Genomic DNA, 12673 nt, shown 5'->3' with positions numbered 1-12673 from the left:
ACGTGTGATGCTGCTTTACAGAGGCGCGATGACGGTATGAGCTCCGGTTCGCCGAGTGAGTGAGGTGCCGGAGAGATTCAGTTGGCGGCAGCGGCCGACTCCCGCACCCGTACGCCCACCTTCGTGCGGGTCGCCACCAACTGTCCGTCCTGCGGGTACGCGTGCCAGGTCCGCCAGTGCACCTGTCCCTCGTGGTGCTGGGCCAGCAGTGCCGTGAAGGCGTGCGGGCTGCCGGGGAAGACGCCGGCCAGGCCGTGCGGATGGTCGGAGACGAGGGCCAGCAACTCCTGGGCGCGACCAGCGAAGGAGCCAGGCGAGAGGACCTCGACCCGGGCCGCGAACTCGTACTCCCAGTCGCCCACCCGCGTGGCGACGCCGAGCGGAAGCGGCATGCTGCTGCCCGGAATGCACGCCACCGTCTCCGAGCAGACGCCCCTCTCCTCCTCCAGCAGGACCTGGTGGGACGCGCCGAGCAGTCGCAACTGAAGGCTGCTGCCCGCCAGTTCGAGGTCGAGGGTGGCCAGTGCGGGCAGCGGCTCGCGCCCCAGGGCCCAGGCGAGATCGGCCGCACGCGTGTCGGTGTAGGAGGTGTTCAGGGTCGTGAGCATGGATCGGCTCCGCAAGCACACAAGGAAAGGGAGATGGGTCCGCTGCACCCCGGTCGCACCGGGGGATTCGGCCCGGGGTAAACCGGTCGGCCGGTTTCGGGAAGGTGTCCGCAGAACGTCCGAGAGGCTGCGTTGGTGTTTTAGAGGGAATCATGAACTGTGGCGCCGCAACAGCGTCTTTACCCAAGTTCGTAGGGTTTCCATCCCTCAGAGGGCTCCACAGCTCAACTGTTCAACCATGGCGTGCGCCGATGCCAGGGAGGCGTGCGCCGGTGCGCCGTGGCTCACGCCCGGAGCCGGGACGAAGTACCTGTTTGACGCGCGCAGTTGCCGGAGTCACGCCCTGGTCCGTCACTCCTCGGCGGCAGTTGCCCTACAGGCATGCGAAGTTGCCGGTACGCACTCCGAGTTGCCCGACAGACATTCGACGCATCCGCCGGACGGGAACCCAGGACCTCCGGCCGGCACGGAAACGCGGGGCCCGCCCCAGGTGCGGACCCCGCGTTCGGTGGTTGCGACTCCCCCGTCGGGAGCGCGGCCGACCTAGGTCAGCTGCCTCCGCCGCAGCCACCTCCTCCTCCACCCCCGCCGCAGGACGACCCGCCTCCGCAGGACGAACCGCCGCCGCAGGAGTGCCCCCCGTGGTGTCCGCCGGACGAGCCGGAGTCTGAGCCCCCGGCCCACCAGCTGCCGCCGCTGTCGTGGCGCGATCCGGTGGACGCCCCCGCCCCGCGACGGGTCGTCCGTCCGGATCCGCCGCTGCGGGCCTTGGACACCAGCGCCCCGACCAGGACGACTCCGATCACCGCCAGGATGATGCCGACGACCATGGCGTCACCCTCCTTCCGTTCCCCCGAAGCGGCCCCCCGTGGGCGCCTCGCTCTTGCGTGAACAGGGGATGCCCGCCCCTCGCACGACCCAAAGCAGAGTTGAGGAACTCCAGAGCTTCGGCGGAGGATGACCCGCATGACCTCCAGCGCGCGCCCCCTCCTCAACCGCCGGCTCGCCGAGTTCGGGACGACGATCTTCGCCGAGATGTCCGCCCTGGCCCTGAGCACCGGCGCCATCAACCTCGGACAGGGCTTCCCCGACACCGACGGCCCCGAGGAGGTCAGGGAGGCCGCCGTACGGGCGCTGCGGGACGGCCTGGGCAACCAGTACCCGCCGGGCCCCGGCGTCCCCGAGCTGCGCACCGCGATCGCCGCCCACCAGCAGCGGCGCTACGGCCTGTCCTGCGACCCCGACACGGAGGTCCTGGTCACCGCGGGGGCCACCGAGGCCATCGCCGCCTCGCTGCTGGCCCTGGTGGAGCCCGGCGACGAGGTGATCGCCTTGGAGCCGTACTACGACTCGTACGCGGCGTGCATCGCGATGGCGGGCGGGCGCCGGGTGCCGGTCACGCTCCGCCCGCACGAGGGCAGCTTCCGCCTGGACCTGGACGAACTGCGCGACGCCGTCACCGACCGCACCCGCCTGCTGCTGATCAACACCCCGCACAACCCGACCGGCACGGTCCTCACCCGCGAGGAGCTGGCCGCCATCGCCGAGCTGGCGGTGGAGCGGGACCTGCTCGTGGTGACGGACGAGGTGTACGAGCACCTGGTCTTCGACGACGCCGAGCACGTGCCGCCGGCGACGTTTCCGGGGATGCGCGAGCGTACGGTCACCATCGGGTCGGCCGGCAAGACGTTCTCGTTCACCGGCTGGAAGGTCGGCTGGGTGACGGCGGCGCCGGAGCTGGTCACGGCGGTGCGCTCGGCGAAGCAGTACCTGACGTATGTGGCGTCGGGGCCGTTCCAGTACGCGGTGGCGGAGGCCCTGGCGCTGCCGGAGTCGTACTTCACGGCCTTCCGCGACGACATGCTGGTCAAGCGGAACCTGCTGGCGGCGGGCCTGGAGGAGGCCGGGTTCCGGGTCTTCAGCCCGTCGGGGACCTACTTCGTCACCACCGACATCCGCCCCCTCGGCGAGACGGACGGCTTCGCCTTCTGCCGCGCCCTGCCGGAACGCGCCGGTGTCGTCGCGATCCCCAACGCGGTCTTCTACGACCACCGCGAGGAGGGCGCGCCGTTCGTACGGTTCGCGTTCTGCAAGCGGACGGGCGTGCTGGAGGAGGCGGCGAAGCGGCTCGGGGCGGCGTTCTAGACACACGGAAACGAGCGTGCGGAGAAGGCACGGGCGGTGCTGCGGGAGGCCGGGGGCTGCTCCTGGTGGACGCCCTGGCCGTGCGCCGGGGGCCGGCGCCCCGCCGCCCGGTGGGCAAGACGGTATGGGCGGAGCTGTCCTCACGATGGGGACGACCGCCCGGCGTCTTGCTCATCGGAACTGAGCGGACTTCATTTCCTCGCTGACGTCACTCACGGTCGGCCTGGTGACAGGCCATGAGGTCACACTCTGCCAGGGGCCGCACTGACTGGTGTTCTGTGTCCCCTTGCACACGGTGAGGCTGCCGGTGGTCGTGAATGAGTAAGACCGCCGCACCTCGACCGGGACACTGCCCGGACCGCACAGCTCCACCTGCTTGCGTGGAACGCCCGGCACGAGGTCAGCATTGAACTTCGTCCACAGTGAGTAGCAGCCCTCGGCGGAGTTCGACAGCTTCCCTTTGATCACCAGGGTCGGTGTGGGGCCTGTGCCTTCGGTCCACCGCTCACCTGAGGCGGAAGCGGTGGCGTGCGCGGCCGACCAGGGGACAGGGCCCGCTTCTCTGGCGCTCTCCGCGGCGACAGCCGGTGCGGCCGTGCCGAGCACGACGGCACCGATGCCCGTTATGGCAGCAGCTCGGATATGTGCATGCATCACGTTGACTCCCTTGCGATGGGGTCGAAGCGTCGCGTTCGACTGTCGATGGGGCGGCGGGTGTGCAAGGAACTGGCATGGGGCCATGACGTCTTGGGCGGTGCCTCCGGTCGATGCTCAGGTGATGGCACCGAGTCGGCCGTGACCCTTTCTCGACTCACTGGGGATGCGCTGTGCGCAGGTACTCCAGGCCGGTGCGGTCCGTCACGTCGTTCGAGCCGCTCAGACGGTGGACTACTGTCCAGCGGCCGTCAGGCACGGCGCCGGCGAACACAGACGCCGTGCCTGTCGCCCCGTTGTGCCAGATCAGGGGCAGCGGCCCCGAACGTTGCCAGCCGAGGCCGGGTTCCCCGAGTGAACGGTCGAGTACGAGACCGGTCAGCACACGTGACAGCGTGCGGGGGCTTGCCCACAGGCCGCCTGCGGGCAAGATGGCTCCCGTCATGGTCCACGGTTTCACCCTGCGGCCGAACCATCCGGTCGGCAGCAAGGCGCTGTGCTGTGGCGGCCGGGCACTCATGGCTTCTCGCGGCAGGCCCAGCGGGGACAGCACGTGCACGGCGACGAGCTCGTCGTATTCCTGCCCAGTCGCTGCAGTCAGCGCCGCCCCGAGCACCGCGTAGCCGAAGTTGGAGTACTCCTCGTGCGTGCCGGCGGGACGTTCGGTGAGTCGGTCGAAACCGGCGAGCAGTTGGTGCAGCCGGTCGGCGGTGAAATTCCGGTACGGGTCGAGGCGAGAGGTGCCAGGGGGGAGGCGAGGCAGACCCGAGGTGTGCTCGGCGAGGTGGCGCAGGGTGATGCCGGTTCCTGACGGGACGTCGAGCCAGCGTTCGACGGGGTCGTCGACCGTGAGGACACCTTGCTTGGCCAGCTGCTCCAGGATGGTTCCGGTGATGACCTTGGTGAAGGAGCCCACCTCTGCGTACTTGTCGGGATCGTGTTCGCCGGTGACGATCGGATCGGTGTGGGAGCTGCCGATGATGCAGGTGGGGACGCTGCGCATGGCCCTCACCTTGCAGCTTGGGGAACGGGGGCATTGGCCGGGGTGTCACTTTCCGGTGCGCTCTGGTCGGTGACCGCCGGGATACTCTCGGGCTGCTTCTGCGTCCAGCTCTTGCTGATCTTCCGTGCCATCCGGCGAGCGCGGGACAGGGCAGAGGAGAGGAAGATGAGGTCGCAGGCGATCATCGTCAGGGCGAACGCGGTGAGGCCCATGAACACGCCAATGGATGCATGGAACGCGATGGAGGCCACTGCCGTCCACGGGCGCAAGCTGGGCACCAGGATCCCCATGGGGAAGTACACCAGGAACAAAGTGGTGCTGTAGGTGCCGAGGAAGACGAGTACGTCGTTGTTGTAGACGAGGTTGGACAGACCTGGCAGCTCGAACTCGGGAACGCGCATGATGTAGAAGAGCGCGGTGCCGTCCTGCCACACTTCTCCCTGCACTTTGTACAGACCACTCACCACGTACACGAGACACATCTGCACGGCGATCGCCACTACGCCCAGGTTGTGCAGTGGAACACCGAGAGAGCGCACGCTCCCCGGGAGTCGTCCGATGACACGGTCGGCGACTCCGCTCGAGAACGAGAAGTTCTGGTAGCAGTTCGTCAGGAGCAGCATGGGGATGACGAGTTGGGCGAGGTTGTCTCCCCCGTCCAGAAAGGCTGACTGCCGTTCGTAGAGCGACCAGAGGAGGATTCCGTGCGCCGCGAGAACAACTCTGCCTCCCACTCCCACGGTGACGGCCAGAGCGGCGAGCACGCCGAGGTGGAAGATCGCTTCGAACCAGACGTCGGAAGTACTCCAGGCGTAGAGGCTGAAACTTCCCTTCTCCTGGATTTGTTCGACGAAGAGGCGGTGCGGCAGAACCGAATCGGCTCCCGGGCCGAAGAGGTAGCTCCGATCGCCGTAGTGGCTCAGGTAGTACATGAGCCCGACGAAGCCGAGCAGTGCACGGGTTCCTGAAACTCCCAGTGCGGCGACGGGTCGACTGGCAGCTGAGTCAATCTTTTTCATGATGCTCACTGCAGTTCAACCGCCTTTTTCCACGGCAAGTCGTAAATGTCCAGCTTGCTCTTCGCCTTTGAGTTGTTTCGCTGTGACCACGGAGGCAGTTTCTTGATATACATGCGCGCCTGGATGGCGGTCGGGCCCGTGCCATCGGGGCAGACGTTGCGTATCTGGGTCAGCGCGAAACGGGACAAGGAGCGCTCAGCGCCCTTGTGCTGACTCTTCTCATAGGGCGTCAGAGGGATGCCACGATCACGCTTTCCGTCTTTCGCCTCTGAGCGTTCGCTGTTCTCCTCTTCCTGCTTCTGACGGAGACGCCACAACAGGTCATCTGAATCGTTGAGCTGATTGAGTCCGTTACTTACGAGCCGTACCGTACGAGAAGGGAAGAATCGGTCTTCCTGGGTCTCCTTGATCAAGGGTCCGGTCACATCGTAGTAATCCGTGACCGCACCGTCGGCGCACTTCGCGCGCGCAACTATCCCTTGATCATCTTTCGTCGGATCAGGAGCAAACAGACTCCAGTTCTGCGTGAAGTACGGCTCCAGGTAGCCGCTGATCACTCCATGCAGCTGAATCTTGGCTGGGCTGAGTGGCGCCTGAGAGAACGCCGCGAGGGAGAAGTGGGCGCCCAGGAGGGCGGCACCAGCCAACAGTGCCGCCCTCTGGATGCGCCGATGGCGCATTGTCACCTGTCGAAAACAGTCGCCGCAGCAGAGGCGCCGTCACCCGACACCTTCGCAGGCGGGGCGAACAGGCTGAAGTTGTTGGCAACCTGTCCCGCCTGGTTGGCGAGGGATCCCGCGGCGGCCTTTGCGTGAACGGTGGCCCGAGCGGCAGCCCGGCCGGCCGCCCGGCCGGCCGCCACGGCAGCCCGGCCGGCAGCGCGGGCCTGAGGCGCCTTCGGAGCGTCCTCGGTGGTGGCCTGAGCGCTCAGGGCCGCGGTCGCCTGCGGCGGCGTGGAGGCCTGAGCGGAACCCTGCATCGACACGGTCAAGAACGTGCCGGCAATGGCCACGCCGATGACGGCAGCGGCATTCTTCTTCTTCATTTTTCCCCTCTATTGTTTACAACCTGATCGCCTGAGGCGAGAGCGGCGGCACACCTGAGATGTTGGTCAGACATCAACAGCGGCATGTTTGAAGATGCAGGTCAGGCATCTTCGACCGCTCGCCCCCCGTGGACGAATCAGACTTCCGGCGGAGACGGAAGATTTCTTGCGGCACGCGCTCCGCATGTCAACTTGTTTTTTCAAGTCGAGTCCCAATGCCCGCCGCGATTGATGATGATCTTATGGAGATTGACGCGGGCATCTCAAGGAGTGGTCACGTGATGATCATCACAGGGGTCTGGAATTAAACATTCCGGAAGCGCTCGCCCCATTGGCTGTATTGGTATGTCCCCCTAAAACTTACGGAGGATGCATGGAACCCGACGCGATTGTGGTAGGAACCGGCCCGAACGGCCTTGCCGCTGCGGTTACTCTCGGGCGGGCAGGGCTCAAGGTCGCCTTGTACGAGGCCCGGACAACCATCGGAGGCGGGCTGCGGACGGAGCCGCTCTTCGATGCCGAGATAGACCACGACATCTGTTCCGCCGTTCACCCTATGGCCGTTGTGTCCCCTTTTTTTCGTCAGTTCGACCTGGCATCCCGGGGGGTGAACATGCTGTATCCATCCGTCAGCTACGCTCACCCCCTGAAAAACGGGCTCGCCGGCCTTGCCTACCGGGATCTGGAAGCGACCTGCGCCCATCTCGGTCCGGACGGTGAGCGCTGGCGTCGTCTCATGCAGCCGTTGGTCAACCATTCCCAGGAACTGGTTGACTTCATCCTGTCGGGGCAAAGACGTCTCCCGCGAGGCCTTGCCGTCCCAGCGCTACTGGCTCCCCGCATGCTTGCCCACGGTACTGCGCTGGCGCCCCACCACTTCAGCACCGAAGTAGCCCGCTCGCTCCTCACCGGGGTGGCGGCGCACGCAGTCGGCAAACTTCCTTCCCTTGCCTCCAGCGCAGTCGCAATGCTCCTCGGACACCTCGCACACGCCAGCGGTTGGCCGATCCCCGAGGGAGGCAGCGCTCGCATCGCCGACGCGCTTGCCGACGACATCACCGCCCACGGGGGGACCTTCCACACGGATCACCACGTGACCAGCCTCGACGAACTTCCCCGAGCGAAACTGGTGCTTCTCGACACAAGCCCCAAGACGTTCACGGAGATCGCAGCCGACCGGCTTCCGGCCGGCTACAAGCGAGGCCTGGCACGGTTCCGGTACGGGCCGGCAGCGGCCAAGGTGGACTTCCTCGTCTCTGAGCCGATTCCCTGGGCCAACCCTGGCGTAGGGCAGGCCGCAACCGTTCACCTGGGGGGAACCCAGGCCGAGATGTTCGAAGCCGAGACCAAGGCTGCCGTCGGCATCCACCCTGAGGAACCGTTCGTTCTGCTGGTCGACCCCGCCTCGGCCGATCCGAGCCGCGCCAAACCGGGGCGACGTCCTGTGTGGGCCTATGCGCATGTCCCGAACGGGGACGCGGTGGACCCGACCGCAATGGTCACGGCATGCATCGAGCGCTACGCGCCCGGATTCGCCGACACGGTGATCCATCGACGCGGGATCAGCGGTGCCGACTACCACGCATACAACCCGAATTACGTGGGCGGGGACATCGGAGCAGGTGCAATGACTCTCTGGCAGTCCGTCATGCGCCCTGTTCCACGTTTTGATCCCTACCGCACCCCGCTGACCGGTGTCTACATGTGCTCCGCATCAACGCCGCCCGGGCCAAGCGTTCACGGCATGTCGGGTTACCTTGCCGCACTGTCCGCCCTCCGTCGCGAGTTCGGCATCCGCACTCCACCGCACCTCGGACCGCGGTGAGGATCCGCCGGAGTTGCGAGCAGGTCTCTCGCTCCCCGACGCCGGCCACCTCATCCGGCCAGGACGTCACTCGTCTGGGCCTGCGTCCTGGCCGGTCGGCCATCGAGGTGGTCGGGCGATTGGGCTGAGTCCCGGGCATCCACAAACCAACAAACCGTAGCGGGACAGTACGGGATTACCCGGCGACCTCGGTCGGCTCGTCCTTGGGCTTGTCGGGGTAGATCAACCGCACGCCACCGCCGATCACCAGGAAGCAGCTCAGCAACAGGGCGAAGCGCCCGAACCTCGCACCGCCCTCCCAATCAGCTGAAGGCCCCAAGACCAACCAGAACGCGAGAGCCATCCCCGCAACCACAACCGCTACGCCCAGTAACCGGCGCACCCCATACTCCCTTCTCTTACGATCTTCAGACAGCCGTTCACTCTACTCATCGGAAACAGCGGCGCAGGGCTGGATCCACCCGTGGGGTCTGCTCGGGCGCGAAAAAGCAAAACGGCGCGTACAGCACGTACCTGCTCGTACGCGCCGACGCGCCGCGCGGGGCCCTGGCGCTGGGCCTACTCCTCGTCCTCGGGCTTCTCCGCCTCGTTGATCTCCTCCTCGAGACCGAGCTGCTCGATGAGCCACTTGTCGAACTCGATCGCGGCCCGCACCCAGCTGACCGTCGAGGAGACGAAGTGCTCCAGGCTCACGCCCATGCCGATCAGCATCTGGGCCTCGCCGATCAGGCGGACCGTGCCGTCGTCGTGGGTGTGGCTGTAGACCTTGGGCCACAGGGTGCGGCGGTTCCAGTCGTCGATGGACTCCAGGATCTGAGGCTTGGCCTCGATCTCGTGGGGCCGGTCGTAGAACGTCCGCACGGAGAAGACCTGCTGGTCTCCCTCACCTCGGAACATGAAGTAGGTGCGGAACTGCTCCCACGGCGCCGCGAGGTCTCCCTCGTCGTCGACGACGTACTTGAGCTCCATCTGGTCGAGGAGCTGCTTCACGAGGTCCTGATCCGGGACGACGGGGCCCGCCGGTCCTTGCGGCTGCGGCTCGGGCTGGCCCCCGAAGTTCGGAATCGAGGACGGGTCGATGGTCACCGTGAATTTCCCTTCGTACGGATTCCGCCATCCTCCCCCATGCGGGGAGGGGGGTGGCAAGCCCCGACAGACCCTCTAAGCCCATGGCTGACACGATCCGGTCAACCGCAACCTCCAGGTGCCGCACGCCGTCCTCCTGAATAGCGGACGGAGGGGGCGGCAGTGGCGGAACCGGGCAGGGGTTGCACGCGGTGGCGGATGATCCTGCCCGTCCTGGCCGTGCCGGTGCTCGTCCTCGGATTCCTGATCGCCGCCCTCTTCATATGGGCCCTGTCGGACGAGGGGGACCCACGCGCGGGGGCCCTGAAGAAGGTGACCTGCGCCGAGGCACTGGCCTTCGGCGGTGCCTCGTCCCCGGCGCACGCCCACGTCGGGAACTGCACCATGCAGCAGGGCATCGACACCGCGTATGCGGCGGTGCTGCGGATGCCGCGCGAGGACGTACGCGACTGGCTGCACGAGACGTATCCGAACGCGCCTCAGGCCCGCTCGGATGCCTCCTGCGGGGCTCTCTGTCTCGACGTGAGCCACGAGGACGGCCTGCCCGCCACGGCCGAGGCACACGTGGTGCAGGTGCGGGTGGAGTACGAGAACGCCGAGACAGCGCGGGTGCGCTTCTCGGCGTTCACCATGTGAGGTCCTACAGCGTCTTGCCAGTCGCCGGTCCCACCAGCAGTTCGTCGCCGAAGCGGTCCACCCGTACCGTGTCGCCGTCCTTGATCTCGCCGGAAAGGATCTCCTTGGCGAGGCGGTCGCCGATGGCGGTCTGGACGAGGCGGCGCAGCGGACGCGCGCCGTACGCCGGGTCCATGCCCTCCTCGGCGAGCCAGGCCAGGGCCTCGGGCGTGATGTCCAGGGTGAGGCGCCGCTCGGCGAGGCGCTTGGCGAGGCTCTCGGTCTGGAGCTTCGCGATGCGCTCCAGCTCGGGCTTGGTCAGGGCCGAGAAGACGACCAGGTCGTCCAGGCGGTTGAGGAACTCCGGCTTGAAGGAGGTCCGCACCACCTCCAGGACCTGCTCCTTCTTCTCCGCCTCACTGGTGATCGGGTCGACCAGGAACTGGCTGCCCAGGTTCGACGTCAGGACGAGGATGGTGTTGCGGAAGTCGACCGTGCGGCCCTGGCCGTCCGTGAGACGCCCGTCGTCGAGCACCTGGAGCAGGATGTCGAAGACCTCGGGGTGGGCCTTCTCCACCTCGTCCAGCAGGACGACGGAGTACGGACGGCGGCGCACCGCCTCCGTGAGCTGGCCACCCTCCTCGTAGCCGACGTATCCGGGCGGGGCGCCGACCAGCCGGGCCACGCTGTGCTTCTCGCTGTACTCCGACATGTCGATGCGGACCATCGCCCGCTCGTCGTCGAAGAGGAAGTCGGCGAGAGCCTTGGCCAGTTCCGTCTTGCCGACACCGGTCGGGCCGAGGAAGAGGAAGGAGCCGGTGGGGCGGTCGGGGTCGGAGATCCCGGCGCGGGACCGCCGCACGGCGTCGCTGACCGCCCGCACGGCCTCGGTCTGGCCGATGAGCCGCTTGCCGAGCTCGTCCTCCATGCGCAGCAGCTTCTGCGTCTCGCCCTCCAGCAGGCGCCCTGCGGGGATGCCGGTCCAGGAGGCGACGACGTCGGCGATGTCGTCGGCGCCGACCTCCTCCTTGACCATGGTGTCCTTGGCGCCCCCGCCGGAGGCGGAAGATGTCAACGCCTCCTCGGCCTCGGAGGCGGCCTCCAGTTCCTTCTCCAGGGCGGGGATCTCGCCGTAGAGGAGCTTGGAGGCGGTGTCGAAGTCGCCGTCGCGCTGGGCGCGCTCGGCCTGGCCGCGCAGTTCGTCGAGGCGTTCCTTCAGCTCGCCGACGCGGTTGAGGGACTGCTTCTCCTTCTCCCAGCGGGCGGTGAGGCCGCGCAGCTCCTCCTCCTTGTCGGCGAGGTCGCGGCGCAGCTTCTCCAGGCGCTCTCGGGAGGCCGCGTCGGTCTCCTTGCCGATCGCCAGCTCCTCCATCTTCAGCCGGTCGACGGCGCGCTGGAGTTCGTCGATCTCGACAGGGGAGGAGTCGATCTCCATGCGCAGCCGGGAGGCCGCCTCGTCGACGAGGTCGATGGCCTTGTCGGGCAGGAAGCGGGAGGTGATGTACCGGTCGGAGAGGGTGGCGGCGGCGACCAGCGCGCTGTCGGCGATCTGCACCTTGTGGTGGGCCTCGTAGCGGCCCTTGAGCCCGCGCAGGATCGCGATGGAGTCCTCGACGGTCGGCTCGGAGACCAGCACCTGCTGGAAGCGCCGCTCCAGGGCGGCGTCCTTCTCGATCCGCTCCCGGTACTCGTCGAGGGTCGTGGCACCGACCATGCGCAGCTCACCGCGGGCGAGCATGGGCTTCAGCATGTTGCCCGCGTCCATGGCCGAGTCGCCGCCGGCGCCCGTCCCGACGACGGTGTGCAGCTCGTCGATGAAGGTGATGATCTGCCCGTCGGATTCCTTGATCTCGGCGAGGACGGTCTTCAGCCGCTCCTCGAACTCGCCCCGGTACTTGGCCCCGGCGACCATGGCCCCCAGGTCGAGCGCGACGAGCCGCTTGTCCTTGAGGGACTCCGGCACGTCCCCCTTGACGATCCGCTGGGCGAGCCCTTCGACCACGGCGGTCTTGCCGACGCCGGGCTCACCGATGAGGACGGGGTTGTTCTTGGTCCGCCGGGACAGCACCTGCACCACGCGCCGGATCTCCTGGTCCCGCCCGATGACGGGATCGAGCTTGCCTTCCCGCGCGGCGGCGGTGAAGTCGGTCCCGAACTTCTCCAGGGCCTTGTACTGGCCCTCGGGGTCGGCCGTGGTCACCCGGCGCGCTCCCCGCGTCTTCTGGAAGGCGTCCTGGAGCTTCCTGGCGTCGGCGCCCTGCTGGGACAGTACCTCGCCGGCCGCGCCGCCCTTCGCGGCGATGCCGATGAGGAGGTGTTCCGTGGAGAGGTACTCGTCCCCGAGGTCCTTGGCGCGGGCCTGCGCGTCGGCGACGACGGCGAGCATCTCGCGGTTGGGCTGGGGCGGCGCCACGGTGGACCCGGTCACACTGGGCAGCCCGGCGAGCACGCGCTCGGCTCCGGCGCGTACGGCCGCCTGGTCGGCGTCGACCGCGGCGAGCAGATCGGTGATGTTCTCGTTGTCCTGCCCCTGGAGCAGCGCGAGGAGCAGGTGGGCGGGGGTGAGGTCGGGGTGCCCCTCGGTCACCGCCCTGTTGCTGGCCGCGTTGATCGCGTCCCGGCTCCGGTTGGTCAGCTCGGCGTCCACGTTCGCGTTCTCCTCCTTGCACTGAC

11 protein-coding genes are annotated in these 12673 nt (G+C 67.5%); 3 read left to right on the top strand and 8 right to left on the bottom strand.

Annotated features, from left to right (window positions below; translation table 11 throughout):
• Nucleotides 1–77 precede the first annotated feature (77 nt).
• Nucleotides 78–608 carry a DUF2617 family protein gene (locus PV963_RS24725; protein WP_274817934.1) on the bottom strand — a complete coding sequence of 177 codons (531 nt, stop codon included), beginning with the start codon at nt 606–608 and terminating at the stop codon, nt 78–80.
• A gap of 957 nt (nt 609–1565) precedes the next feature.
• On the opposite strand from PV963_RS24725, the gene PV963_RS24720 reads away from it, so the two are divergent.
• Complete coding sequence (locus tag PV963_RS24720) at nt 1566–2753, top strand: pyridoxal phosphate-dependent aminotransferase (RefSeq protein WP_274817933.1); 1188 nt, start codon at nt 1566–1568, stop codon at nt 2751–2753.
• A gap of 811 nt (nt 2754–3564) precedes the next feature.
• Here the strand turns inward: PV963_RS24720 and PV963_RS24715 are convergent.
• Genes PV963_RS24715 through PV963_RS24700 form a run of 4 tightly spaced genes read right to left on the bottom strand, consistent with a single transcriptional unit; the run spans nt 3565 to nt 6474 of the window.
• On the bottom strand, nt 3565–4410 hold the full coding sequence (locus PV963_RS24715; RefSeq protein WP_274817932.1) for a serine hydrolase domain-containing protein: 846 nt from the start codon (nt 4408–4410) through the stop codon (nt 3565–3567).
• A 5-nt stretch (nt 4411–4415) separates the two neighbouring features.
• The gene (locus tag PV963_RS24710; protein WP_274817931.1) at nt 4416–5429 is read right to left on the bottom strand and encodes an HTTM domain-containing protein; all 1014 of its coding nucleotides are present in this window, start codon (nt 5427–5429) and stop codon (nt 4416–4418) included.
• 5 nt (nt 5430–5434) lie between these two features.
• Nucleotides 5435–6109 carry a DUF5819 family protein gene (locus tag PV963_RS24705; RefSeq protein ID WP_274817930.1) on the bottom strand — a complete coding sequence of 225 codons (675 nt, stop codon included), beginning with the start codon at nt 6107–6109 and terminating at the stop codon, nt 5435–5437.
• A gap of 2 nt (nt 6110–6111) precedes the next feature.
• Nucleotides 6112–6474 (bottom strand): hypothetical protein, encoded by a 363-nt coding sequence (locus tag PV963_RS24700; RefSeq protein WP_274817929.1) that lies wholly within the window; start codon nt 6472–6474, stop codon nt 6112–6114.
• A 373-nt stretch (nt 6475–6847) separates the two neighbouring features.
• Here PV963_RS24700 and PV963_RS24695 point away from each other — a divergent pair, with 373 nt between their 5' ends.
• Nucleotides 6848–8299 (top strand): phytoene desaturase family protein, encoded by a 1452-nt coding sequence (locus PV963_RS24695; RefSeq protein WP_274817928.1) that lies wholly within the window; start codon nt 6848–6850, stop codon nt 8297–8299.
• 175 nt (nt 8300–8474) lie between these two features.
• On the opposite strand, the gene PV963_RS24690 is transcribed toward PV963_RS24695, so the two are convergent.
• Nucleotides 8475–8642: a hypothetical protein gene (locus tag PV963_RS24690; protein ID WP_274817927.1), complete on the bottom strand. Its 168-nt coding sequence runs from the start codon at nt 8640–8642 to the stop codon at nt 8475–8477.
• Between the two features lie 215 nt (nt 8643–8857).
• Nucleotides 8858–9385 (bottom strand): YbjN domain-containing protein, encoded by a 528-nt coding sequence (locus PV963_RS24685; RefSeq protein ID WP_010032094.1) that lies wholly within the window; start codon nt 9383–9385, stop codon nt 8858–8860.
• A gap of 198 nt (nt 9386–9583) precedes the next feature.
• Between PV963_RS24685 and PV963_RS24680 the strand changes: the two genes are divergently transcribed.
• Nucleotides 9584–10021 (top strand): hypothetical protein, encoded by a 438-nt coding sequence (locus PV963_RS24680; protein ID WP_274817926.1) that lies wholly within the window; start codon nt 9584–9586, stop codon nt 10019–10021.
• 4 nt (nt 10022–10025) lie between these two features.
• On the opposite strand, the gene clpB is transcribed toward PV963_RS24680, so the two are convergent.
• A complete protein-coding gene (gene clpB / locus PV963_RS24675; RefSeq protein ID WP_274817925.1) occupies nt 10026–12647 on the bottom strand; it encodes an ATP-dependent chaperone ClpB in 2622 nt (873 codons plus the stop codon).
• Between the last annotated feature and the right edge of the window lie 26 nt (nt 12648–12673).

Source organism: Streptomyces coeruleorubidus, from assembly GCF_028885415.1.
Taxonomy (GTDB): domain Bacteria; phylum Actinomycetota; class Actinomycetes; order Streptomycetales; family Streptomycetaceae; genus Streptomyces; species Streptomyces coeruleorubidus_A.
The sequence above is the reverse complement of the archived record's forward strand: the minus strand, read 5'-3'. Positions and strand labels throughout refer to the sequence as shown.